Consider the following 25,070-nt stretch of genomic DNA (forward strand, 5'->3'; position numbering starts at 1 on the left):
GGCAGGAATCTTTTTCAGATACAATGAGATCCCTGCCTTCGCAGGGATGACGCATTCAGTATGATCTTAAGCGCTTTCCGCTTCGTCTGCTGAACCTTCAACAATCGGCACTTCCACAACAGTTTCAGCTTCTGCTGGCTTTTCAGCCTCGGCCTTTTTCTTGGTGGTGCGACGCTTGCGTGGTTTTTTGGGCTTTTCTTCAATAGCTGTTTCGACAGTTGCTTCTGTTTCTACAGCGGTCTCAACTGCAACTTCTTCGACCTTTTCCGCTTTTTTCTTGCGGGTGGTTGTCGTTTTCTTTTTCGCAGGGGCTTTCTTTTTTGTAGCCGTCTTGGCTTTCGCCTTTGGCTTTTCTTCGTCAATGGTTACCGGGCGCAGCAGGAAGGCAGGGGTATGGGCACCCATGCCGATGACAACACCATTTTCTGGTTCTTCCTGAACCATGACCGTATCGGCAATATCACGGTCGCGCTTATTGTTGCGGCTTCGTTTGTTGTCGCTGTCTCGTCTGGATTTGGATGATTTACGATCTTCACGTGCTTCGCGTGTTTCACGTGGGGCTGGTGCTTCGATTTCAATCTCAACAGGCGGGATTTTGCCACCGATCAGTTTGACAATTGCTGTCAGGTATTTCTTGTCCCCTGGTGTGGACAGGCTCAGGGCCGTACCTTCTTTACCCGCACGACCTGTCCGACCAATACGGTGAACGTAATCATCTGCGTTGTTTGGCAGGTCATAGTTAAAGACGTGGCTGAGGTTTGGAACATCCAGCCCACGTGCGGCAACGTCACTACAGGCCAGGAAGGTGATTTCGTCGTTTTTGAACTTTTCCAGCGTTTCCATACGGGCGGACTGAACCATGTCACCATGCATCTGTCCGGCATTAAAGCCATGCTTGTTCAAAGATTTGCAGACGATATCCACGTCACGCTTGCGGTTACAGAAAACGATAGCGTTTTTGACGTCTTCGCTTTCAATCAGTTTACGCAGCGCATTTCGTTTTGTTTTGCCGTCTGATGGTTTGCAGTTCACCATCAACAAACCCTGACGCACCGTATCAGCCGTGGTTGCCGGGCGGGCGACGGTGATCTCTTTCGGGTTCATCAGGAATTTGTCTGCCAGTTTCTTGATCTCGGGTGCCATGGTGGCAGAGAAGAAGAGTGTCTGGCGGATTTGTGGCAGCAGGGAAACGATTTTTTCCACATCCGGGATAAAGCCCATGTCCATCATCCTGTCGGCTTCGTCAATCACCAGGATTTTAACATCGCGCAGGATCAGGCTGCCGCGTTCAAACAGGTCAAGCAGGCGACCCGGCGTGGCGATCAGGACATCAACACCGCGATCAATGATCTTCATCTGATCGCCCATGGATGTGCCACCGATCAACAGGGCCATGGAAAGTTTGGTGTTCTTGCCATATGTTTCAAAATTTTCTGCAACCTGTGCCGCCAATTCCCGCGTTGGGGCCAGAATCAGGGATCGTGGCATGCGCGCACGTGCCCGGCCAGACGCCAGAATATCAATCATCGGCAGGGTGAAGGAGGCTGTTTTACCTGTTCCCGTCTGCGCACAGCCCAAAATGTCGCGTCCCATCAAAACCTGTGGGATTGCTTGAGCCTGAATTGGTGTCGGGGTTTCATATCCTGCGTCAGTTACGGCAGAGAGGAGTTCGTCGGTAAGACCGAGGTCCGCAAATTTCATTTAAACTTCTTTCCAAACATATGTTGGCGGGATATTAGGGAATTATGACAAGAAGTCAATCATCATGGCGCTTTCACTCTGTTTCAAGATGGGTTAACGTGTCAAAAAAGTAACAATATGAAAGATATTCTCCATGGCTTTACGCATGAATGCGAAAGACAGTTTGTTTGTGATTGTCGATGTTCAGGAAAAATTGGCTGATGCAATGTTCAAGAAAGAAGATGCCATCGCAGCCAATGTAAAACTGCTTCGGGCCGCAACGATCCTGAACGTCCCCCATGTGGTTACGGAACAATATCCTGAAGGTATTGGCTATACCCAGCCGGAACTGGCAGAACATGTGGCCAAGGAAAATGTCATCACAAAAATGACCTTTTCTGCGATGGAGGAGCCAAGCTTTGTCAAAGCCATTGACTTGGCCGGGCCCAAACAAATTGTTATCAGCGGCATGGAGACCCATGTCTGTGTCTTGCAGACGGCTCTCGATCTGATTGAAAAAGGATATCAGGTTTTTGTGGTGGAAGATGCGGTTGCCTCGCGCACAGCTAAAAACAAGATGCTGGGGATTGAACGTCTTCGTCAGGCGGGTGCGCAGATTGTATGTGCTGAAATGGTCATGTTTGAATGGCTGGGTGTTTCCGGTACCGATAACTTCAAAGCAATTTTACCACTGATCAAATAATCATGACAAAAGAAACACTATACCTTTTGCCCGGTATGATGTGTGACCGCAGCCTGTGGCGCCATCAGATTGAGACACTTTCGCCTTTGTATGACATTCGTGTTGCTGATTTTACCGAAGGTGACAGTATCGAACATTTTGCTGATCGGGTGATGGCGGATGCACCGAAAGAATTCTCCATCGCCGGGCTGTCCATGGGCGGTTATATCGCTTTTGATTTGCTGCGCCGTTGTCCAGAACGGATCAAGAGGGTTGCTTTGCTGAATACATCGCCGTTTGCAGATACGGAAGATCATGCAGCTTTCAGAAAAGCCATTGCAGAAGTGGCGCGTGATCAGGGGATGGCGCAGGTGATTGAAACACTGCTGCCCAAGATGATCCATCCCAGTCGCTATGAAGATGAAGAACTGGTCACACAGGTGGATGCCATGGCGTATCGGGTGGGGGAAAAAGGATTTATCCGCCAGCAGACCGCTTTGTTAAACCGGGTGGATAGTTTTGCTGATCTTGCAAAGATTGATTGTCCGACCTTGATTGTTGTCGGGCGACAGGATCAATTGACGCCCTTGAAACTGTCAAAACAGATGGCAGAAGAAATCCCGCAGGCGAAACTTGTGGAAATTGAAACATGCGGTCATCTATCGACCATGGAACAACCCGAAGCCGTCAGCGCGGTTTTGCGCTATTGGATGCAGACATGAAGGATTGAAAAGATGAAACCTCTGCTTAGAAAATATAAAGGTGTGGAACCAAAAATTGCCGATGATGTTTTTCTGGCTGAAAATGCAGTGATCATTGGCGATGTGGAAATCGGGGAACAATCCAGCATCTGGTATGGCTGTGTCCTTCGTGGGGATGTGGAACGTATCCGTATTGGTAAACGCAGCAATATTCAGGATGGTACTATCGTTCATGTAACTGCTGATCGTTTTGGTACTTACATTGGCGACGATGTCTTGGTCGGACATAATGCTGTGATCCATGGCTGTACGCTGGAAGATGGCGCTTTTGTTGGTATGGGCGCAATTGTTCTTGATGGTGCCGTCGTTGAATCTGGCGCCATGGTTGCAGCGGGCGCTTTGGTGACACCGGGAAAACGGGTCAAGTCAGGGGAGCTTTGGGGAGGTAATCCGGCCAAGAAAATGCGCGATCTGACAGAAGAACAAATTGCAGGTTTAAAACATGGCACCGACCACTATGTGGACGTCGCTTCGAACTATTTAAATGAAGAAAATTCGTGAAATTTGTAATTTAGTATTAACCTTATGATGTTATTGGTTTAGATTGCCAGTAAAGGTACCACGAATTTATGCCAGAACGGCCAACTCAAGGGGATTAAGATCATGTTGGGCAAAGCACTGAAAAATAAGCTGATGACGCAGGCTGCAGTTTTGGCTGCGCCGCTATTGCTCGTCGGTTGTTCTTCCGTTCCTGACGCTGTTAACCCCGTTGAATGGTACCGTTCCTCTGTTGAATATTTCACAGAAGACGAGCCGGAAGTGGCCGAAGCGTCAACTGCGGAAACAACCGAAACTGCAGATGGTACCCCTGCTGCTGCACCCGCCCCGCAAAAGAAAATTGAATCTGGTTTTGTTGCTGCACAGACGCCACAGCGTCAGTACGCACAACCTGTTATGCGCCAGGGCGAAGTTGTAAATGCACTGGGTGATGCGAAAAAGGTTGAGGTCGCGAGTGAGCCGCCAGCACCTGTTGCTGTCCCGACAACGCCTGTGACGACAACTGAAATTCCAACACAAGCTGCACCAACGGTTAGTCAGCCTGTGAAGGTGCCAACGCAAGTTGCGACATCAACACCTTACACGCCAACGGTTCAGCCGGAACGTGACAACCGCAGTGTCAGCGAAGTCTATGCCGCCAACATCGCACAGACCCGTCCACTTGCGACACCGCAGGCTATGCCATCTGCAAATGCTTTGGACATAAATGCTCATCCGTTCGAAACGGTTGTGATTTCCAGCGGTGGCGTCAGCCGTCAGGGTCCTGCTTATATGCAGCAGCGCCAGCAACAGGTTGCATCTCTTGGCAACGTCATGACAACGGATGTTCAGCCAAGCTTTACAGCCACGGCGCCGATTGCGGCAGAACCCGCTGTGGTGCAGGCTGGTCAGGCTTTGTCACTGGCACAGTTTAACCCGTCCATGTATTCCGGCTCTTTCCAGGTGGCGACCATTCAATTTGGGAATGGCTCTGCTAATCTGACAGCGGAAGATATCCGTATCCTGAAAGAGGTGCTGAATATTCATCGTCAGCAGGGTGGGGCGATCCGTATCGTTGGGCACGCAAGTTCACGTACACGCAACATGGCACCTGAAAAGCATCTGGCCGTGAACCAATCTGTTTCACTGAGCCGTGCAGACAAAGTTGCCCGTCAGCTTCTGAAGCTGGGCATGCCAGGTGATCGCCTGTTTGTGGGCGGTGTTTCTGATAGCCAACCGCTCTATCAGGAAGTTATGCCATCCGGTGAAGCAGGCAACCGCCGCACGGAAATCTACGTGGATTACTGATTTTTATCTAAAAAACGGTACAGAATCCTAATTTTAGGCTTTTCGTTTGGGCGCTGCTGTGGTCTAAAGCAACTACACGCTTCCTTTACGGAAAGCCTATTTTATTTTTAACTCTTATATAGAAGGTCTCCTGAGGTCATGGAACACGATTTTCATCGCATCAAACGCTTGCCCCCTTATGTCTTTGCTGAAGTAAACGCAATGAAGGCAGCGGCGCGAGCGGCGGGCGAAGATATCATCGACCTTGGTATGGGTAACCCGGACTCTCCAACTCCACGTCACATTGTGGATAAGTTGATCGAGACCGTAAATAACCCGAAGACCCATGGCTATTCAGTCTCTCGTGGCATCAAAGGCCTGCGTAATGCAAATGCTGCTTATTACGAGCGTCGTTTCGGCGTAAAGGTCGATCCGGAAACGGAAACTGTTGTGACGCTTGGGTCAAAAGAAGGGCTGGCAAATCTGGCATCTGCCATCACCACACCCGGTGATGTGATTTTGGTGCCGAACCCATCTTATCCAATCCACCATTTTGGTTTCATGATTGCGGGTGCATCTGTGCGGAATATCCCGGCCTATCCGGGCGAAGATATGCTGGAAGCCCTGAAACGTGCGGTTCAGCATAGCTTGCCGAAACCGTCTGCGATTGTGATCAATTATCCCAGCAACCCGACAGCTTGTGTCTGTGATCTGGCGTTTTACGAAGAGATCGTGGATTTTTGCCGCCATCATGGTATCTGGATCTTGTCTGATCTGGCTTATGCAGAGATTTATTTCGACGACAACCCACCCCCCAGCATTTTACAGGTGAAAAACGCGTGGGATATTGCTGTTGAATTTACCTCCATGTCGAAAACATATTCTATGGCGGGATGGCGTATTGGCTATGCGACAGGCAACAAAGAACTGATCAGTGCGCTGACACGCATCAAATCCTATCTGGATTATGGTGCCTTTACCCCCATTCAGGTGGCGGCTGCGGCTGCACTGAACGGTCCACAGGACTGTGTAGATGAAGTGCGTGAACTTTATAAACACCGCCGTGATCTGCTGATTAACGGTCTGGCTGCCTGTGGCTGGGATATCCCAAGCCCGCCAGCAACCATGTTTGCCTGGGCGCCGATCCCTGAGAAATTCCAGCACCTTGGATCGCTTGAGTTCTCAAAACTTCTGCTGAAAGAAGCGCAAGTGGCGGTTGCCCCTGGTGTTGGTTTTGGTGAACATGGCGAAGGCTATGTGCGTATCGGTGTGGTGGAAAATGCCCATCGCATCCGTCAGGCTGTGCGAAACATCAAAAACTTTATGCGAACGCATAATACTGGTGAAGCTCTCTAATATTTTTCGACCTTTTTCTATTCCCGTTGTTTGTTAGGTTAAGTGAACTATGGACAAACCCATTAAAATTGCTATCGCCGGCCTCGGCACAGTCGGTGCTGGTGTCATTAAAGTTCTCAATGATAATGCCGATGCGATTTCCGCACGTTGTGGTCGTGGCATCGAAGTCACGGCAGTAAGCGCACGTGATCGTAACCGTGACCGTGGTGTGTCACTGGACGGCATGACCTGGTATGACAATCCTGTGGACATGGCAACGGACGACAATGTGGACGTTGTTGTGGAACTGATCGGCGGATCCGACGGCATCGCAAAAGCATTGTGCGAAGCAGCTATCGAAAACGGCAAACATGTGGTCACTGCCAACAAAGCGCTGATCGCCCATCACGGGACTGCCCTGGCCAAGGCAGCCGAAGAAAAAGGCGTTTCTGTTGCTTATGAAGCAGCCGTTGCTGGTGGTATTCCAATCATCAAAGCCTTGCGTGAAGGTTTGGCAGGTAATCAGTTTGACCGTGTGTACGGTATCCTGAACGGGACCTGTAACTACATGCTGACCAACATGCGCGAAACAGGTCGTGATTTCGATGTGATCCTGTCTGAAGCACAAGACATGGGCTATGCCGAAGCTGACCCAAGCTTTGACGTAGATGGTGTCGATGCGGCGCACAAGCTCGCAATCCTGACCAGTGTTGCTTTTGGCTGCGAAGTTGATTTTGACGGGGTGCAGGTCGAAGGTATTCGTCATGTATCACCCGTTGATATTCAGTTTGCTGAAGAACTGGGCTATCGCATCAAGCTGTTGGGCATCACATCGCGCAAAAACGGCCATGTTGAACAACGTGTTCATCCGTGCATGGTGTCTAAAGAAACACCGATTTCCCGTGTGGAAGACGTCTTTAACGCGGTTGTGGTTGAAGGTAACTTTGTTGACCGCACTGTCTTTGAAGGCCGTGGTGCCGGGGAAGGTCCGACAGCATCGGCTGTTGTGGGTGATCTGGTTGATATCGCACGCGGTCTTGTCGTTCCGACATTCTCCGTTCCTGCTGATAAGCTTGAAAAACTGCCATCTTCACCATTGGCACGTCACAAGGGTGCATATTATCTTCGCTTGATGGTTCTGGATAAGCCTGGCGTGTTTGCTGATGTGGCAGGTGTGTTGAAAGAACATGACGTTTCTATGGAAACCGTTGTTCAGCGCACACGTGCCCCTGGCGGGTCCGTGCCACTGGTTCTAACTTTGCATGAAACAAGTGAAGAAGCGATGTTAAAAGCGCTTGAAGGCATTGAGGCCTTGGAAAGTGTCGTGGAAACCCCACGTATGATTCGCATTGAAGATTTTTAATAAAAGGGGCGATTAATGTCTCAACTTGGTGGAATAAACCGCAATTTGGCGCTCGAAGCGGTCCGCGCAACAGAAGCTGCAGCGGTTGCCGCGTCTTCGGTCATGGGACGTGGCGATGAAGAACTGGCAGATACCTGTGCGGCAAAAGCCCTGCAGGAAGCCTTGAATAGTATGTATATCGATGGCCGTGTCGTTATCGGTGAAGGGGATCAGGAGCATAATCCTATCCTCTATACCGGAGAAAAAGTGGGTATGGGCGAAGGGGCTGAAATTGATTTCGCCCTTGAACCGCTGGAATGTATCACTTCTGCTGCCAAAGGCGGGCCGAACGCCCTGTCTATCGTCGCGATGGCAGAACGTGGCAAGCTGTTTCAGGCGCCCCCAGTTTACATGAATAAGATCGCCGTTGGCGGTGGTCTGCCCGAAGGTATCGTTGATCTGGATGCAACACCCGAAGAAAACCTGCGTGCCATTGCAGACGCCAAAGGCTGTGAAGTGGCCGATTTGGTTGTCTGCGTTCTGGAACGTCCACGCCACGAAGCCATCATTGCCAGCATTCGCGAAACAGGTGCACGTATCAAACTGATTCCGGATGGGGACGTTTCTGCCGTTATCGCAACAAGCCAGCCCAAAAGTGGCATTGATGTTTATATTGGTATCGGTGGGGCACTTGAAGGTGTGTTGGGTGCGGTAGCCCTTAAATGCATTGGCGGGCAATTCCAGGGTCGTCTGGTCTTTAGAAAACCAGAAGAACGAAAAGTGGCGATCAGCATGGGAATTGAAGATCTGGAAAAAAAATATTCACTGGATGATCTGGTGCAGGGCAACGTTATGTTTGCCACGACGGGTGTGACCGACGGGGCATTGTTGCAAGGCGTCCAACGCGTTGGATCAAAAGCACAGACCCATTCGCTGGTGATGAATTCAAAAAGCGGCACGGTTCGTTTTATCGAAGCTTACCACGATCTGGAACGATCTGGTGCTCTGGAAGAATAAGACGTAAGAGATGGATTATCTTCTGAATGTTGAAAAATCCGTTTCCGGTAAAAGGTGGGTGGCACGTGACTTTGATGAACGTGTCGCCATTACCTTGTCCCAGCGTTTAGGGGTCTCAGAACTGACAGGCCGTGTCATGTCGGCACGTAACGTCAATCTGGATGATGCCCAGACTTTTTTAAATCCGACACTCCGTGACCTGCTGCCTGATCCTAATCATTTCAAAGGGATGGAAGAGGCCGTCGCGCGTTTGGCGCAAGCCATTCAGGATGAAGAACTGATCGCTATTTTTGGTGATTATGATGTGGATGGTGCAACGTCATCCGCCCTCTTTCGGCGTTTCTTAAACAGTGTTGGTGCAAAATCCACCATCTATATCCCGGACCGTATGAGCGAAGGCTATGGCCCGAATTCTGAAGCGATGGAATTGTTGCACAAACAAGGTGTCAAAGTGGTTGTCACCGTGGATTGCGGCACAACATCGTTTGAACCATTGGAAAAAGCGGCACAGCTTGGCCTGGACGTGGTGGTGGTTGATCACCATGAAGCCGAAGTCAAGCTGCCGGAATGTGTGGCGCTGATTAATCCCAAGCGCATGGATGAAGACGGTCAATATGCGCATCTGGCCGCTGTCGGCATGACCTTTATCTTTGCTGTGGGCGTTAACCGTGCCCTGCGCGAAGCAGAATGGTTCAATGATGACCGCAAAGCGCCAAATCTTTTAAATCTGCTTGATCTGGTTGCCTTGGGTACTGTTTGTGACGTTGTGCCGCTTAAAGGGCTGAACCGTGCCTTTGTGATGCAAGGCTTAAAGGTGATGGCGAGACGGGGGAACCCGGGCTTGGCCGCGCTTGCTGATACATCCGGTGTTAATGAAGCGCCTGAAGCCTATCATGCCGGATATATTCTGGGTCCACGTGTAAACGCTGGTGGCAGAGTGGGGGAGTCCTATCTTGGGGCGAACCTGCTATCAACCGATAATCCTGGACTGGCGGCTGAAATCGCAGCCCAGCTGGATGGATATAATGCGGACAGGAAAGAGTTGGAACAAAACGTTCTGGATGAAGCCATTGCCCAAGTGGACGGACAGGATCATTCCAGCATTGTGATTGCTGTCGGAACCGACTGGCACCCCGGTGTCATCGGGATTGTGGCATCGCGTCTGAAAGATCGTTACAGCCTGCCAGCTTGCGTTATATCGCTTGCGGACGGGCAGGGGCATGGGTCCGGTCGATCTGTTACAGGTGTTGATCTGGGCAACACGATTATTGCAGCCCGCCAGTCAGGCTTGCTGGTCAAAGGGGGCGGTCATGCCATGGCCGCAGGCTTTACGGTGGCTGAAGATAAGTTGGAAGAATTTAAAACCTTTATGCAGGATCGTATCGGTCAGCAGATCGTGGAACAAAATGTTCAGCCGACTTATAGCTGCGACGGTGTAATTTCACCAAGCGGTGTGACACCTGCCTTGATGGAAGAGTTGGAACAGGTGGGCCCATTCGGGGCGGGCAATGCGCAGCCAAGGTTTGTGTTGGGTGATGTGAATGTGCAGCGTGCCGATGTGGTTGGACGCGATCATGTGCGCTGTTATTTGACCGACCAATTCGGTGTTCGATTAAAGGCAATTGCCTTTCGCGCGCTTGATACGGACTTGGGACAGGCCCTGTTACATCACAATGGGCAGAAGCTTCATGTAGCTGGTCGTTTGAAACTGGATACATGGGGTGGGGGCACATCTGTGCAAATGCTGATTGATGATGCAGCATTTACAAAATCTGTATCCGCTGCAACCTAGAACACGCATCTTTTTTAAGGTCTAACTGACTGTTTTATAAGGTTTTTGTTAGAAGATGAAAAAAAAGTGCAAAAAATGAAATTTAGGTCTTGCCAGCAGCCCAAAGCATCGTCTATAACCCCGCTCACCGACAGCGATGACCCCTTCGTCTAGTGGCCTAGGACACCGCCCTTTCACGGCGGTAACACGGGTTCGAGTCCCGTAGGGGTCGCCATCACTGCTCGGTTAAGACAAGAAAAATATGGACATCTGTTCTTATTTATTTTACTTGTTTACATATTAGGTCTCCATCGTCTAGTGGCCTAGGACTCCGCCCTTTCACGGCGGCAACAGGGGTTCGAGTCCCCTTGGAGATGCCATTTCGAAAAACGCTGTCATTAAGTTGGCAGCGTTTTTTATTTTCCGAATCAGTTTTTAGAATTGGGATAATATTGTCACCACGACAATGATTCGATTGATCTCCTTTGATTCTCATTTTAGCGTGACTAAATAAAGTTTCGGAGGTCGTTATGGCATTTAATCCCCAATCAATTGTCGAATCCTTAAATGATCGTGTGAATGAGATTCTCGAAAAGTGCACATCCTGTGGTGCTTGTGTTGAGGTCTGTCCGACGCCTGCCATTGATGATCTGGACTTCATTGATGCCAAAGAGGTCGCAAACGGTGTTCTCACCCTCTTAAAAACGGGAGAGGGACCAGCAGTTTCTGAAAGTTGGGCGGCAAGCTGTTGTGCGAGTGGGTTCTGCAAATCTGTTTGTCAAGAAGGGATCAATCCGCGCTTTATGCTGGCCATGGCAAAACGTCAGTTGAAAAAGAAAAATGCACCGGAGATTCGTAAGCAACAGGGCAAAGACAGCTTCAAGGTCATGAGCACGGGCGTGCGTCTGATATCACGTCTGCAGTTGCCGCCGGATGTGATGGGGCGGCTCAGTCCATCGTCGCATCCGAAACGTGATGCGGCACCTGATCTGATCTTTTATACGGGCTGTAACATGCTTAAAACGCCGCACATTGGCTTGTTGTGTTTGGATGTGCTGGATCGCCTTGAAATGTCGTATGAGGTCCATGGCGGGCCTGCAAACTGTTGCGGCATTCTGCAGATGTGGTCGGGCGATGATGAAAATTCAGCCAGACAAGGTGGCAAGACCATTGATCGCTTTGCAAAGACCGGGGCGTCTGAAGTTTTATCATGGTGTCCAACCTGCGAGATCCAGTTTAACGAGAACCTGATTCCCAGCTATGCGGTTGATCACGGCAAGCCGTTTGATATGACCATGTTCCCGGTTTTTTTGGCCAAACATCTGGATCAGTTAAAAACGCATCTGAAACATCCGGTTAATAAGCGGGTGGCGTTGCATGAATATCCAGGCTCCATCGGTGTGACGGAGGCTGTCATCGAATTGTTAAGTGCAATTCCGGGGCTTGAAGTGGTTGATCTGGGCATGCAGAAGGTCGGTTATCAATTGGCAACATTGACCAATCCTGATTTTGCGAAGAAGCATCTGGCTGGTTTCTTGAAAAAAGGGCAAGAGGCCGGGATCACGACTTTTGCAGGTGTCTATCATTCTGATCACCGTGAACTGGTGCGTCATGAACCCAGCTGGCCGTTTGAGATTGTCAATTACATGGACCTGATTGGTCAGAGTATGGGCATTGCGCAGGATGACATGTTTAAGAAATTGCGCTTGATGCAGGATGCAGATCTGATCATTGCTGAAAGCAGGGAAGAGATTGAAGCGCACAACCTCGATATGGAAGATGTGCGTAATGTGATCGTTCAGCAGTTGCTGGGGGAAGCTTTTCTGGATAGTGACCCTGAAAAGCATCCCGTAATGTAAAAGCGCGATTTATCCCGTTTTGACGGATTGAAGGAAGTTGCTGACTTCCTTTTTCAGGTGATCTGATTGAGATGACAGTTCATGCGACGCCGCTTCGATCTGAACAGCCGCACTTGATGTTTCGTTGATGGTGTCAATCACGCCTTTGATATTGGTGGAAACTTCGGATGTGCCAAGGGCGGCTTGTTCCACGCTGCGGGCAATCTCATTTGTAGCTGCTGTTTGTTGTTCAACGGCGGCAGAAACGGAAGCTGTAATCCCATTCATATTCTGAATCGTGTTCCTGATGTTGCCGATGGCGTCTGCAGACGATTGGGTGGCGTTTTGAATGTCAAAAATCTGCTGGCTGATTTCTTCCGTTGCCTTGGCTGTCTGGTTGGCAAGGTTCTTAACCTCGCTTGCCACAACCGCAAATCCTTTGCCTGCATCACCCGCGCGCGCAGCTTCGATGGTGGCGTTCAAGGCCAGAAGGTTGGTTTGGTCCGCGATATTGGTAATCAGATTGACCACATCACCGATGCGTTGGGCTGCCGATGTCAGGCCACTGACCATCTGTGTTGTATGTTCAACTTCTTCCACAGCTTCACTTGCAATCTCGGTTGATTTGCTGACCTGCATGCTGATTTCGCGGATGGAGGCAGAAAGCTGTTCGGTGGAGGCTGCAACGGTCTGTACGTTGTTTGCAGCATTATCAGCAGCACTGGCAATCAGAGAGGATTTGTCACTCGCCTGACTGGCTGCCTTGGTCATGATGGAAGAGGAAGCTTTTAATTCATTTGAAGATTTTTCAACATGACCGGACACACCACCGACGCTTTCTTCAAAGGAAACGGCAAGTTTATCCATGGAGGCGCGTTTCTGTTCCTCATTCAGGCGATGTTGCTCTTCCTGTTTTTGTTCAATCGCAAGCTTTTCTTCGGCTGCCTCTTTAAAGGCATCCAGACTATTTAGGATATCACCGACTTCGTTGTTTTCACGATTGTCAGGAATTTCTACGCTCAGGTCACCTTTTGCCAGTCGTTGCATAATCTCTGTTGATTTGGTCAAGGGACGGATGGAGGCGATGTTCCATCCGCCCAAAGCAACGGAGATTGCAATCGCACCACCAAGGACGCTGAGGATCAACAGTTGGAAACCACTTGCTGTTTCATTGACAGATGCGCCGGCTTCCTTATTGAATTTTTCCTGCAGGTCGATGAACTGGTTGATTTGGGCGAGCCATTGGATAAATAGCGGGCGAGCATTTTCCATCAGGATGGCATGTGCTTCATTCGCGTTGCCTTTGGCTTTCAGGTCAATGATTTGATCAATGAGGGGCAGGGTCATGCGTTCGGTTTCGTTGATGCTGTCCAGGATATCTAGTTCTTCCTGGGTGTTGTCCGTGCGTCCCGCGATGATCTGTTTCATGCGTGTGGCAGAATTGGCGTAGAAATCAGCCAGATTTTCGATCTCTTTGACCGAAGCGGCTCTTTCTTGATCCGATGTTACAAGGACCACATCGCGAATAGCAATGGCGCGGTCATGGACGCTGCCGCGAAAGTTGATGACAAAGCGTTGTTTGACGCTGTTGACTTCGTTGATCACACCCAGATGGGCGTTGATGGAATTGACTTCTTTAATAGCGATGAAGGACAGGGCAGCAAGGACTACCAGCATTCCTGCAAAACCGATAATAACTCGTGTTGAAATACGCATGACACACTCCAGATTTAATGCACCACAAAGGTAGCGGGTTGAGGAATGAGAATGAAATCAAGTGCGATAAACATAATGTGAGAAACTGTGTGAAGTGGTTCACATAGAATAAGATGCACATACCAATTTATGCATAAGTGGAAAATTGGTAACCAAAATCTCAAGGAATCCGAAGAAATGAACGCTATATTATGTAAATTTATAAAATTGGTAAAATAACTTGACCAAAATTTACCATTCTGTCATTTCTCTATGCATGAAATAACAGGAGAGAACCGATGCGTCTGAAGAATTGCCATAACTTTAAAGATTTTCGCGAACTTGCACGTCGTCGTCTGCCGGGGCCGATCTTTAATTATATTGATGGGGCTGCGGATGATGAGGTGACGCATCGCAAGAATACCTCCAGCTTTGAAAATGTTGACCTGGTCCCAAATGTCCTTCGTGGTGTAGACGAAGTTGACATGTCGGTTGAAGTTCTGGGCCAGAAGATCGATATGCCTATCTATTGTTCCCCAACGGCATTGCAGCGTCTGTTCCACCATCAGGGGGAACGGGCTGTGGCGGCTGCAGCTGAAAAATATGGCACCATGTTCGGGGTATCCTCGCTTGGGACCGTCAGTCTGGAAGAGGTCCGCAAGAAACATAAGAACCCGCAGGTCTACCAGTTTTACTTCCATAAAGACCGTGGCCTGAACAAAGCCATGATGCAGCGCGCGAAAGAGGCAGGCGTTGAAGTGATGATGCTGACCGTAGACAGTATCACAGGCGGTAACCGCGAACGCGATTTGCGCACAGGTTTTTCCATTCCGTTTCGTCTGACGTTGGGCGGCATGATCCAATTTGCCATTAAACCAGCATGGGGGATCAATTATGTCACCCATGAAGGTTTCAAACTGCCGCAACTGGAAGAACATATCGACATGAGCGGTGGCGCAGCCTCCATCGGGCGTTATTTCACCGAGATGCTGGACCCGACCATGAATTGGCAAGATATCGAAGATATGGTTGCTGAATGGGATGGTCAGTTCTGCTTGAAAGGCGTGATGGCCCCGGAAGATGCAAAACAGGCGGCCTCCATCGGCTGTACAGGTGTTGTGCTGTCAAACCATGGGGGGCGTCAGCTGGATGGGTCTCGCACTGCCTTTGATGCGTTGGGTGAAGTGGTTGATGCTGCAGGCGACAAGCTGGATGTCATGATGGATGGCGGTGTGCAGCGTGGAACCCACGTTTTGAAAGCTTTGTCTATGGGCGCAAAAGCTGTCGGGATTGGTCGCGGGTACCTCTATCCGTTGGCCGCAGCCGGACAAAATGGTGTTGAACGTTTCCTGGAACAGATGCGTGCTGAGATCGAACGCGATATGCGCCTGATGGGTGTAAAGTCTTTGGATCAGTTGTCACGTGCGAATTTGCGTTAATTAGCGGGCACGCTCAATCAACTGGCCCTTACGGTTTAATGTAAAGGCATTGAATTCCACACCGACCCCTTTGCCTTCTTCGGCAGGTGGTGTGGGCACACCTGTCATGATGGACGGGGTGCGTTTATAAAGACGATAGATCAATTGTGGGAGCCAGACATCCTTGCTGGGCGGTCTGGTTGCCTGCTGTCTGAATTCTTCTTCGGTATCAAAGAAAGTGCACAGCCCGCCGCCATCGCCCTTATGGCCGAGAATGACTGAAAGCGGATAACCCGGATGGTCCAGAAATTCAAACCCTTCACGAAGGGTGATGTCGTCACCTGCCTGTTCAATGACGATACATTGCGGCACGGTGTCATCCCATTTGGTTTCAGCAACACAGGATGCAGCAACACAACGTGCACCGTCCAGTCCGGCGCTGTCGTCCCAATTGGGGTCAAACACTTTTTCAATGGATGTGATGGAGGCTTTTAAACACAGTTCACGCGCATTTTTGGGCGTTTCCTGTTTTTCTTCGGCTTCTTTTTTAATGCGTTCCTTGATCGGATAGATGAAGCCATTTGCCGCATTGTCAAACTGTGCAGGCGTTGAATAGAAAAAACCATAGCCCGTCCCATCAAGTCGCTTGATGAAGATGACTTCGGGATGTTCTAGATCAACGCCTGTCACAATGAACCTCGAAAGGATTAAGCGGTACGCTGGATCAGGTGGTAACCGAAATCAGTTTCCACAACGCCGCTTGTTTCGCCAACTTCCATGTTGAAAGCTGCTTCTTCAAATTCAGGAACCATCTGGCCACGACCAAACATACCCAGGTCGCCACCGTTAGAACCGGACGGACAGTCAGAGTTGTTTTTTGCGAGATCAGCGAAATCTGCACCGCCGTCGATGTCAGCTTTCATTTTAGTGATTTGTTCCAGGGCTTCTTCTTTGGAACGTGTGGCTGTTGAGCGGGCTGAGCCAGCATACATTAACAGGATGTGGGCAGCGCCAACTTGACCTGACATAGATATTCTCCAGTTACATAAAACAGAAGCGCCCAACCCTTGGACGCTTTTGTCACAATCTACATCTGTCTTGCCCAAAAGGGAAGGGGGTTAGGCGGCTTTTTTGTCGATTTGCTCTTTCGCTTTTTCGACAACTTTCCACACGTCATTGGCTTGCAGGTTATCACGCGCCATGATCAGGCCGACGATTGGGTCGGACATCAAGTCGTTTAATTTTGGTTCTTCACCGCGTTGTGACCATTTAGTAGTCGATAACATTGTTCGCGCTCCGCTGATCCTATTTTGGACTTTCTTGTTTGTTCGCCCCTGATGTAGTCCAGAACGGGTCCGGTCACATCCCCTAAACGGGTGAGGCAATCAATATATAAAGGTAGAGACTTAATAGCGGCGTGACGTAGATCACACAAATGACAATTTAATTAAGGTTGCATAAAGAAAAGATTGAACTAACGATCATATTTGCCGCTGTGTCGAAGTCTTTTTGGTCCAGCTTGTCTTTTTTCAAAACAATTTCCATCTGGGTGGAAAAGTCAGCGTAGGTCTGGGTCATGGACCAGATGAGGAAAAACATGTGCGGTACATCAACCGGGCCCATTTTACCCTGTTCGATCCAGCCGTTGATGATTTTGATTTTGGCATCCATCCAGGGATTGATGTCATCCTGTAGATGCTTTTTCAGGAAAGGTGCACCACTGATAATTTCTTTGGCAAAGATTTTAGACGCTTCAGGACGTGTGCGGGATAGATCAACCTTGGTGCGGATATAATTTTCCAACGCCTCGCGCGGGTCATGATTTTCATCAAAATCATCTGCGGCTTTCAGCCATGTGGTCAGGATGTTTTCCAGCACATGGGTATAGAGGTCTTCTTTGGTCTTGAAGTAGTAATGTAGGTTCGCTTTCGGGATGCCCGCCGCAGATGCAATTTCTGCCGTTGTGGCAGCGCCAAACCCACGCTGTGCGAAGATGACTTCTGCTGCTTTTAAAATCGCTTCTTCATTACGTTCGCGAATGCGTGAGCGTCGTTTGATTGGTTTGGCAACCATGGTTTTGTGATCCCCTGTGTCTTGCTACCAAGGTTCTACTTCTTTCTACGGATATTTGCAATTACTTGAATGCGTCTTTTAGCTGGTTCAGACGTTTTTCATCGTCGTAAGGGATTGCAGGTTTTTGCCCCCAGACGGGGCCAGGCCATGTTGCATCATCTTCAAAACGGGCCACGATATGGATGTGCAGCTGGCTGACCACATTGCCCAGCGCCGCAACATTCAGGGATTTTGGTTTAAACATGTCTTCCATGATCTGTGAGGCTTGATTGATATCAGCCAGCACTTTTGTTTGATCTCCAATAGAGAGATGATGGAGTTCTGTCACATCCGCAAACATGGGGACCAGCAAAATCCACGGATAGTTTTGATCATTCATCAATAGGAGTTTACAGGCGGAGAGTTCACAAATTTCAAACGTATCGTTGTCAATTCTCTCGTTTAGTTTAAACATAGGCTTACTCGATTATCAAAAAGGAAGATCATAGTGTCTGATCGATTAAAAGCAGGATTGTGGGTCCAGTCTCAGTTGCGAATGTGCGATATAAATTTTATTTCCGCAATGGTCATTCGCAGAGGGGATGCAGATTCAGGTTCTGTGCTGATTAAGCTTAATCGGTTTAATGATGGCTGTGCAGTCTTCGTCCCTGTGACCACAATTGATGGGGAACGCGGCTGGATGCATGGCTTGAAAGACGGTTACGTTGATGAACGCGCCTGTGATGACTATATCCGCAGGCAGGTTGAACGTGACGATGATTTGTGGGTGTTGGAAATCGAAGATCCAAAAAACGCATACGAACTGGACGCAAAGCTTGTTCAATAGATAGTGCTCAGGTAACGTCACAGAAATTTTAAAATAATCGGAGACAATAATGCAGCTTTCAAATGCAAACTTACTTCACAATCAGGCTTATATCGACGGCGCATGGGTCGATGCGGATGACAAGGCCACTTTTGACATTGTGAACCCTGCAAATGGGGAAGTGATTTCGTCTGTTGCTGATATGGGCGCTGCGGAAACGGCACGCGCGATTGAGGCTGCTGATAAAGCACAAAAGCCTTGGGCGGCAAAGACTGCAAAGGAACGTGCAAATATCCTGCAGGCCTGGTTCAAACTGATTATGGACAATCAGGAAGATCTGGCTGTCATGATGACGACCGAACAAGGTAAGCCGTTGGCCGAAGCACGCGGCGAAGTCGGTTATGGTGCCTCCTTCGTTGAATGGTTTGCAGAAGAAGGCAAACGTCTTTATGGCGATGTGATCCCGGCACATGGGGCGGACAAACGTGTTGTTGTGATCAAGCAGCCGATCGGTGTTATCGGGGCCATCACGCCCTGGAACTTCCCGCTCGCTATGATCACTCGTAAAGTGGCACCTGCGATTGCTGTTGGCTGTACGGCTGTCGTAAAGCCTGCAGAAGATACGCCCTTGACAGCATTGGCCTTGGCCGAACTGGCGGAACAGGCAGGTATCCCTAAAGGGGTTTTGAACATTCTGCCTTGTAACAAAGGCAAAGCGCCTGCTGTTGGTGGGGAAATTACATCCAATCCAATTGTTAAAAAGGTCAGCTTCACCGGGTCCACACCTGTTGGCAAGCTGTTGATGAAACAATGTTCTGATCAGGTGAAAAAGGTTTCATTGGAATTGGGTGGCAACGCACCGTTTATCGTATTTGATGATGCAGACCTGGATGCAGCTGTGGCAGGTGCTATTGCATCGAAATACCGCAACGCAGGACAAACCTGTGTCTGCGCAAACCGTATCTTTGTACAAGCAGGTGTCTATGATGCCTTTGCTGAAAAACTGGCTGCTGCTGTGAAAGAATTTAAAGTCGGTCATGGTAACGAAGAAGGCGTGACCCAGGGCCCGTTGATCAATCAGGCGGCTATTGATAAAGTGCAGGACTTGGTCAATGATGCCAAAGATAAGGGGGCGACTGTCGTTATGGGCGGGGAGCCGCATGAACTGGGCGGGACATTCTATCAGCCAACGATCCTGACAGGTGTGACAACAGACATGCGTGTGGCATCTGAAGAAATCTTTGGTCCTGTTGCCCCGCTTTACAAGTTTGAGAGCGAAGAAGAAGTTATTGAGAAAGCCAATGACACACCATTCGGTCTGGCGGCTTATTTCTATGCCCGTGATCTGGGCCGTGTCTGGCGTGTATCGGAAGGTCTGGAATATGGGATCGTCGGGATCAACGAAGGCATTATCTCAACCGAAGCTGCACCTTTTGGCGGGATCAAAGAGTCCGGCATTGGCCGTGAAGGCTCCAAATACGGTGTTGAAGATTTCGTTGAGGTTAAATACCTCTGCATGGGCGGGGTAGACAAATAAGATGTCGCAGGAACTCATTACCTTTGCTGAAAGTTTGACGGAAGCATCGCGCAAGGTCATCAAGGAATATTTCCGCAGTGATGTTGCCATCATTGATAAGGCAGATGAAAGCCCGGTCACGATTGCTGACCGGGCGGCTGAACAAGCCATTCGTGATCTGATTGAAGCCAAATATCCTGCGCACGGGATATTTGGCGAAGAGCATGGTATCAAGGATGGGGACGGCACGCACATGTGGGTACTGGACCCGATTGATGGAACACGGTCTTTCATCTGCGGGGCACCATGGTTTGGGACGCTTATTGCTTATTTGGAAAACAACAAGCCCGTTGTCGGCGTGCTGGATGTTCCTATGATGCAGGAACGCTTTGTGGGGACCAAGGAAGGGACGACCTTTAACGGAAAAGTCTGTCACGTGCGAACAGGTGTGGCTTTGGAAGAGGCCAGTCTTTTTACAACAGATGCGGATTTGTTTACGGATGACCAACGTGCGGCGTTTGACCGTGTAAAGGCAAAGGCCAAGTGCACGCGTTACGGGACGGACTGTTATGCTTATGCGCTGCTGGCGGCGGGTCACATTGATTTAGTTATCGAAGCAGGATTACAACCTTATGATGCGATGGCGCTGGTGCCCGTGATTGAAGGCGCTGGTGGAATCGCAACCGGCTGGGACGGTAGCGAGGTAACCCTGGATTGGGATGGGCGACTGGTTGCAGCCGCGACACCTGAATTACATGAACAGGTTATGGATTTATTAAAACCATAAGTAAACTCACGTATTTGGACGTTTCAGCACAGTTAAAACAAAGGCTTGTGATTAAATCATAGGCACAATGCAAAAATAGCGCGTGTGAAACTTGTCTAATTTAGGTATCACTTTGACACTTCAAATTTGACATTGATGATGATTTAGATTTGACTGCATCTAGTGTGCAAAAAAATGAACAATTCTGGGAGGAACGGGGATTGACCCAAGAACAACAAAATTTGCTAAATGTGGATCAACAGGAAATTCTGGAATCTATGCAAGATTTCGCTGATCGTTCACAACGGATCATGACGAAATTTCTGGAAGCTCAAGCTGAAGATGATGGCTTCCAAATTCCCGACCCGTATGTGGTTGGTAAAGCCTTTATGAAAGCGTCCGCACAATTGATGCAGGACCCGCAAAAACTGGCACAGGCACAAGCAAACCTGTGGCAGGAATATACCGCCCTTTGGCAGCACGTAACGCAGCGTATGCTGGGGCAGGAGTCAGAGCCCGTCGCAAAACCGGTGAGTGGGGACCGCCGCTTTAAAGACGAAGCCTGGGAAGAAGAAATTTATTTCGATGCGGTGAAGCAATATTACCTGCTGACGGCGCGCTGGATCAAAAGCACAATGTCTGACGTAAAAGGCATTGATGAAGGTACGCAAGCCAAGGTCGATTTCTATACCCGTAACTTTGTACAGTCATTGGCGCCAAGTAATTTTGTGGCGACAAACCCGACTGTGATCAAAGAAGCTGTGGAAACCCAGGGTCAAAGCCTGTTGAAAGGGTTCCAGCACTTCCTGGATGATCTGGAAGAGGGCAAGGGCAAGCTGAAAGTATCCATGACGGACGTTAATGCGTTTGAACTGGGCAAAAACGTTGCTTCTACGCCGGGTAAAGTCGTTTATCAAAACCAGCTTATTCAGCTGCTTCAGTACGAACCAACAACGGAAAAAGTAAACAAAAACCCGCTTTTGATCGTTCCGCCATGGATCAACAAGTTTTATGTGCTGGATTTGCAGCCCAAAAACTCCCTCATTAAATGGGCAGTTGATCAGGGCCATACGGTCTTTGTGATTTCCTGGGTTAACCCGGACGAAAAACTGGCGCATAAAGATTTCTCCTGTTACATGCAGGAAGGTCCATTGGCGTCAATCGACGTGATTAAAGAGATCACTGGCGCAGATCAGGTTAATATGGCTGGTTACTGTATCGGTGGGACGCTGACATCCTGTACGCTGGCTTATCTTGCTGCGACTGATCAGGCTGACAAGGTTAAATCAGCAACGCTGTTTACAACTCTGACAGATTTCACAGAATGTGGTGAAATACGCGTCTTCATCGATGACGAACAGATGGAACTGCTGGATGCGCATATGGAACGCCTGGGCTATCTGGAAGGGTCCGAGATGTCGCAGGTGTTTAACCTGTTGCGCGCCAACGATTTGGTCTGGTCATTCTTTGTAAACAACTATCTGATGGGGAAAGAACCTTTCCCGTTTGATTTGTTGTACTGGAACTCTGATCCGACCCGGATGCCGGCGATGATGCATAAATTCTATCTTCGCAAAATGTATTTGGAAAACAAGCTGTGCAAGCCGAATGGTATCGAACTGAACGGTGTGCCGATTGATCTGGGCAAGATCGAAACGCCAATGTATATGATCTCTACGCACGATGATCACATTGCACCTTGGAAATCGACTTATGCGCTGACACAACGTGTGTCTGGTCCGTGCAAGTTCGTTCTGGGTGGTTCTGGTCACATTGCCGGGATCATCAATCCTGAAAACTCTGGGAAATACGGCTATTGGACAAACACCAAGAAACCATCAGAGCCGGATGCATGGCTGAATGGGGCAACTCAGCATGAAGGGTCATGGTGGCAGGACTGGAAGAAGTGGATTTCACGTCATTCTGGTGGCAAAGTTGAGGCGCGCACACCGGGCAGTGACAAGTACAAGGCGTTTGAAGATGCACCGGGTTCTTACGTAAAAGTAAGAATGACTGACTAGTCAGATATTCGCCAGGAAACAAAAAAAAGGGTTGGACGATTTCCAACCCTTTTTTATTGGTTCGTTATGATCTTTTAGAAGATGCCAACACCACCAAGATTTTTCAGTTCAAGACGAAGGGTGATGGAATCGCTTGGTTCAATGTCTCTGTCTTCGGAGAAGGAGCGGCGTACATCCAGATAAAGCTCAGTACATTCATCGGCATAGCCAAGCTTGCCGCCATATGAGATGCCGCCTTCAGGATCGTTTAGTCGATAGCGCCCGTCGATAGAACTATACCAGTTCTTGCTGATTTTATTGTCGAGCTTACCGTAAATTTCCTCTCGGGTACCATATTCAGAATCATCACCCGAGCCTTCAATAAAAAGGTGAGACAGGTTGAACCGTGTTGATTTTGGTCCAACTGTAAAGCCGGTTTCGCTGCGATTGAGGGACATGTTGCTTTTGTCCAATCTGTAGCGGTAGAGAACATCAAGGAAGTTTGATGGGCTAACTTCTACGCGACCAACAATGTCTGAAAGATTATCTTTGTGACCAGAGTTGGTGTCATACGTGTCATCGTCGCGCATGCGATAGCTCTGCCCGATAAACATCTGGCTGTAGCCACCTTCACGTCCAAAAATACCCCAGTTGAAACCAAAATCAATTCGCTGACCGCCATCGATTTCATCAATCCCGGTAAAGCGGTTGGTCTTCATCAGATTAGTGTCGTCAAATTCGAAATCCTGGCTGTCTTCGTTGGCGATTTTATGGTTTTGACCAACGTTCGGTGCGACTTTAACCTTTACAATCGGTTCAAAGATTTCATTTGCCTGGCCGTTCATTTGTGTCCGACTCAAAGGCTTACGCCATTCCATACTCAGGCTTGGTACAGCCCGAACCTGCGCACCCGAATATTTATTTGAATCGTTATCCGGGATGAAGCGTGACATGTAATAGGCCGCTGTGATCAGATTTGCATCCAGCGTAATTAAATCACCCGTGTCAGAAGTATAGGGGACAACCCAGGAGGTATCGGCGGAAAGGCGTGACGTGCGCACATCGTTTTTCCGGTTAACGGTGTAGAAATCGCCATCCAGTCGTGTGTAAGCCCCGGTGGAACTTGGGTTGCTGAGATGTTGGAACTGATATTCCACCTTGGCATCCTGCAGATCAGAGGTGTTGATTTCGCGTTGTTCCTGATAAATATTCAGGTTTGTTTTCATATAATTGCGATGACGGAACCCTTCCATATAGAGTTCTGAGACCAGGTGGGAGTTGTCAGAGCGGTCATCTACGCCATAACGGCGGATATAGGTTTCGTCAGTCGCATGGTTGATATCAAACCCCCATTGCCATGTCTGATCAACATTGAACACGCCTTCGCTATCAATGTGACCACGGAATTCCTCTTTTTCTGTAGAGGTTGCACCTTCACCACCATCTGCATAGGTGAGACTGCCACCCAGACGAATTTCACCGGTTGTCAGGTGCTGGCGGTATTCTGCCCCAAGATGAGCTTGTTGAAGGTTATAATAATAAGTCGGATCCAGTGTCAGGTCCGTTGAATCATCAATATTGACGAAAAATGGCGCAGTAATAAAGCCATCAAGGGTTCCGCGTGATCCAAAACTGGGCGATAGGAAGCCGCTTTCTCTTTTTCGCGTTGGATCAGGATGTGTAAAATAGGGGAAATAGAGGACAGGTACGTCAAACACTTCAAAGAAGACATCTGAATACTCCAAACGTCGCTGCTTGCCATCGTGAACGATTTCTTTCGCTGTCAGTTTCCAGGCGAGGGGTCGTTCCGGGTCATCCTGACATTTTTCACAAGGGGAATAAGTCGCGTCTTCTGCGATGGTATAACGACCTTCCTTGCGCTGTGCGTTTGCCGCTGTAATGACAGAGCGGTCCGCAAGGGATAAAACCAGTTTCTTTGCGATGCCTGTTTTAAGGTCAGATGTGATTTCAAGATATTCTGTTAAGGTCACGTTGCCTTCCGGGTCAATGACCTGGACATTCCCGGATGCGGTTACGACATTTTTATTTTGGTTATAGGAAACCGTATCTGCAATCAGGACCCGATCATCATGGATAATTTCGACATTACCTTTTGCGGTAATGACCCCCAGGTCTTTATGGAACCCAATTTCTTCAGCTGAAAAAGCTGTACGTGGGGCATTGTTCAGGCTGGGTTGGGCCGTATAAACGGGGGGTGGGGTGTACGTCGGTACTGCCTGAATTTGCTGCTGACTTTGTTGTTGCGTTTGTGGTGCTTGCTGCACAACCGGGGCAGGGCGGGGCTTATGGAGAGAACGCGTATCCAGCACTCCCATAATAGAAAGCTGTGCTTGTGCCTGGAATGTGTGCAAAGACATAAGGGCAGTGCAGGTTGCGAAGATCGTTTTCAACGGCAACTTATGTCGTGATTTTCTTTGTTTAATGAACATTACCCATATTCTCTTGTGTCAACCCATACCAAGCAGCGCGGATACTAGGAAATTATCCCATTACGCGCAAGTATGGATCATCATGTCAGGGAAGGTGTTTCTTTTTAGTTAACCGTATTGCGATCAAAATCCTTTTTATTTTGTGCGAATCACTATT

Annotated in this window: 22 protein-coding genes and 2 tRNA genes; 16 read left to right on the forward strand and 8 right to left on the reverse strand. The window is 49.0% G+C overall.

Annotated features, from left to right (window positions below; all coding sequences use genetic code 11):
* Positions 1 to 66: 66 nt before the first annotated feature.
* Positions 67 to 1,701, reverse strand: coding sequence for a DEAD/DEAH box helicase (locus RYZ26_RS11785; RefSeq protein ID WP_317683413.1), 1,635 nt, complete (start codon positions 1,699 to 1,701; stop codon positions 67 to 69).
* Positions 1,702 to 1,834: 133 nt separating this feature from the next.
* On the opposite strand from RYZ26_RS11785, the gene RYZ26_RS11790 reads away from it, so the two are divergent.
* From RYZ26_RS11790 to RYZ26_RS11840, 11 genes are all read left to right on the forward strand, one after another.
* A complete protein-coding gene (locus RYZ26_RS11790; RefSeq protein WP_317683414.1) occupies positions 1,835 to 2,383 on the forward strand; it encodes a hydrolase in 549 nt (182 codons plus the stop codon).
* 2 nt (positions 2,384 to 2,385) lie between these two features.
* Positions 2,386 to 3,084, forward strand: a complete 699-nt coding sequence (locus tag RYZ26_RS11795; protein ID WP_317683415.1) for an alpha/beta fold hydrolase — start codon at positions 2,386 to 2,388, stop codon at positions 3,082 to 3,084.
* A 12-nt stretch (positions 3,085 to 3,096) separates the two neighbouring features.
* Positions 3,097 to 3,624 carry a gamma carbonic anhydrase family protein gene (locus RYZ26_RS11800; RefSeq protein ID WP_317683416.1) on the forward strand — a complete coding sequence of 176 codons (528 nt, stop codon included), beginning with the start codon at positions 3,097 to 3,099 and terminating at the stop codon, positions 3,622 to 3,624.
* Between the two features lie 102 nt (positions 3,625 to 3,726).
* A complete protein-coding gene (locus RYZ26_RS11805; protein ID WP_317683417.1) occupies positions 3,727 to 4,908 on the forward strand; it encodes an OmpA family protein in 1,182 nt (393 codons plus the stop codon).
* A 138-nt stretch (positions 4,909 to 5,046) separates the two neighbouring features.
* Entirely contained in the window at positions 5,047 to 6,243 is a 1,197-nt protein-coding gene (locus tag RYZ26_RS11810) for an LL-diaminopimelate aminotransferase (RefSeq protein WP_317683419.1), read from the forward strand.
* 49 nt (positions 6,244 to 6,292) lie between these two features.
* Positions 6,293 to 7,585 carry a homoserine dehydrogenase gene (locus tag RYZ26_RS11815; protein WP_317683420.1) on the forward strand — a complete coding sequence of 431 codons (1,293 nt, stop codon included), beginning with the start codon at positions 6,293 to 6,295 and terminating at the stop codon, positions 7,583 to 7,585.
* A gap of 15 nt (positions 7,586 to 7,600) precedes the next feature.
* On the forward strand, positions 7,601 to 8,581 hold the full coding sequence (gene glpX / locus RYZ26_RS11820; protein ID WP_317683421.1) for a class II fructose-bisphosphatase: 981 nt from the start codon (positions 7,601 to 7,603) through the stop codon (positions 8,579 to 8,581).
* A 10-nt stretch (positions 8,582 to 8,591) separates the two neighbouring features.
* A complete protein-coding gene (gene recJ / locus RYZ26_RS11825; protein WP_317683422.1) occupies positions 8,592 to 10,373 on the forward strand; it encodes a single-stranded-DNA-specific exonuclease RecJ in 1,782 nt (593 codons plus the stop codon).
* 138 nt (positions 10,374 to 10,511) lie between these two features.
* A tRNA-Glu gene (locus tag RYZ26_RS11830) sits at positions 10,512 to 10,587 on the forward strand.
* 69 nt (positions 10,588 to 10,656) lie between these two features.
* Positions 10,657 to 10,732 (forward strand) — tRNA-Glu (locus RYZ26_RS11835).
* A gap of 150 nt (positions 10,733 to 10,882) precedes the next feature.
* The gene (locus RYZ26_RS11840; protein WP_317683423.1) at positions 10,883 to 12,211 is read left to right on the forward strand and encodes a (Fe-S)-binding protein; all 1,329 of its coding nucleotides are present in this window, start codon (positions 10,883 to 10,885) and stop codon (positions 12,209 to 12,211) included.
* 9 nt (positions 12,212 to 12,220) lie between these two features.
* Here RYZ26_RS11840 and RYZ26_RS11845 read toward each other — a convergent pair whose 3' ends face one another.
* Complete coding sequence (locus tag RYZ26_RS11845; RefSeq protein ID WP_317683424.1) at positions 12,221 to 13,906, reverse strand: methyl-accepting chemotaxis protein; 1,686 nt, start codon at positions 13,904 to 13,906, stop codon at positions 12,221 to 12,223.
* Positions 13,907 to 14,184: 278 nt separating this feature from the next.
* Between RYZ26_RS11845 and RYZ26_RS11850 the strand changes: the two genes are divergently transcribed.
* Positions 14,185 to 15,324, forward strand: a complete 1,140-nt coding sequence (locus tag RYZ26_RS11850) for an alpha-hydroxy acid oxidase (protein WP_317683425.1) — start codon at positions 14,185 to 14,187, stop codon at positions 15,322 to 15,324.
* Here RYZ26_RS11850 and RYZ26_RS11855 read toward each other — a convergent pair whose 3' ends face one another.
* The 5 genes from RYZ26_RS11855 to RYZ26_RS11875 form a co-directional block, all read right to left on the reverse strand.
* Positions 15,325 to 15,993, reverse strand: a complete 669-nt coding sequence (locus tag RYZ26_RS11855; protein ID WP_317683426.1) for a hypothetical protein — start codon at positions 15,991 to 15,993, stop codon at positions 15,325 to 15,327.
* Between the two features lie 17 nt (positions 15,994 to 16,010).
* Positions 16,011 to 16,331, reverse strand: coding sequence for a peptidylprolyl isomerase (locus RYZ26_RS11860; protein WP_317683427.1), 321 nt, complete (start codon positions 16,329 to 16,331; stop codon positions 16,011 to 16,013).
* A gap of 90 nt (positions 16,332 to 16,421) precedes the next feature.
* Positions 16,422 to 16,589: a hypothetical protein gene (locus tag RYZ26_RS11865; protein ID WP_317683428.1), complete on the reverse strand. Its 168-nt coding sequence runs from the start codon at positions 16,587 to 16,589 to the stop codon at positions 16,422 to 16,424.
* Positions 16,590 to 16,746: 157 nt separating this feature from the next.
* Positions 16,747 to 17,376: a TetR/AcrR family transcriptional regulator gene (locus tag RYZ26_RS11870; RefSeq protein ID WP_317683429.1), complete on the reverse strand. Its 630-nt coding sequence runs from the start codon at positions 17,374 to 17,376 to the stop codon at positions 16,747 to 16,749.
* Between the two features lie 61 nt (positions 17,377 to 17,437).
* A complete protein-coding gene (locus tag RYZ26_RS11875) occupies positions 17,438 to 17,830 on the reverse strand; it encodes an HIT domain-containing protein (protein WP_317683430.1) in 393 nt (130 codons plus the stop codon).
* A gap of 33 nt (positions 17,831 to 17,863) precedes the next feature.
* Here RYZ26_RS11875 and RYZ26_RS11880 point away from each other — a divergent pair, with 33 nt between their 5' ends.
* From RYZ26_RS11880 to RYZ26_RS11895, 4 genes are all read left to right on the forward strand, one after another.
* Positions 17,864 to 18,202, forward strand: coding sequence for a DUF1491 family protein (locus tag RYZ26_RS11880; protein WP_317683431.1), 339 nt, complete (start codon positions 17,864 to 17,866; stop codon positions 18,200 to 18,202).
* 49 nt (positions 18,203 to 18,251) lie between these two features.
* Positions 18,252 to 19,718, forward strand: a complete 1,467-nt coding sequence (locus RYZ26_RS11885; protein ID WP_317683432.1) for an NAD-dependent succinate-semialdehyde dehydrogenase — start codon at positions 18,252 to 18,254, stop codon at positions 19,716 to 19,718.
* A 1-nt stretch (position 19,719) separates the two neighbouring features.
* The gene (gene hisN / locus RYZ26_RS11890) at positions 19,720 to 20,484 is read left to right on the forward strand and encodes a histidinol-phosphatase (RefSeq protein WP_317683433.1); all 765 of its coding nucleotides are present in this window, start codon (positions 19,720 to 19,722) and stop codon (positions 20,482 to 20,484) included.
* A gap of 200 nt (positions 20,485 to 20,684) precedes the next feature.
* A complete protein-coding gene (locus RYZ26_RS11895) occupies positions 20,685 to 22,484 on the forward strand; it encodes a PHA/PHB synthase family protein (RefSeq protein ID WP_317683434.1) in 1,800 nt (599 codons plus the stop codon).
* A gap of 74 nt (positions 22,485 to 22,558) precedes the next feature.
* Here RYZ26_RS11895 and RYZ26_RS11900 read toward each other — a convergent pair whose 3' ends face one another.
* Positions 22,559 to 24,841, reverse strand: coding sequence for an LPS-assembly protein LptD (locus RYZ26_RS11900; RefSeq protein ID WP_317683435.1), 2,283 nt, complete (start codon positions 24,839 to 24,841; stop codon positions 22,559 to 22,561).
* Positions 24,842 to 25,070 lie beyond the last annotated feature (229 nt).

This window comes from Terasakiella sediminum, assembly GCF_033100395.1.
In the GTDB taxonomy this organism is placed as follows: Bacteria; Pseudomonadota; Alphaproteobacteria; order Rhodospirillales; family Terasakiellaceae; genus Terasakiella.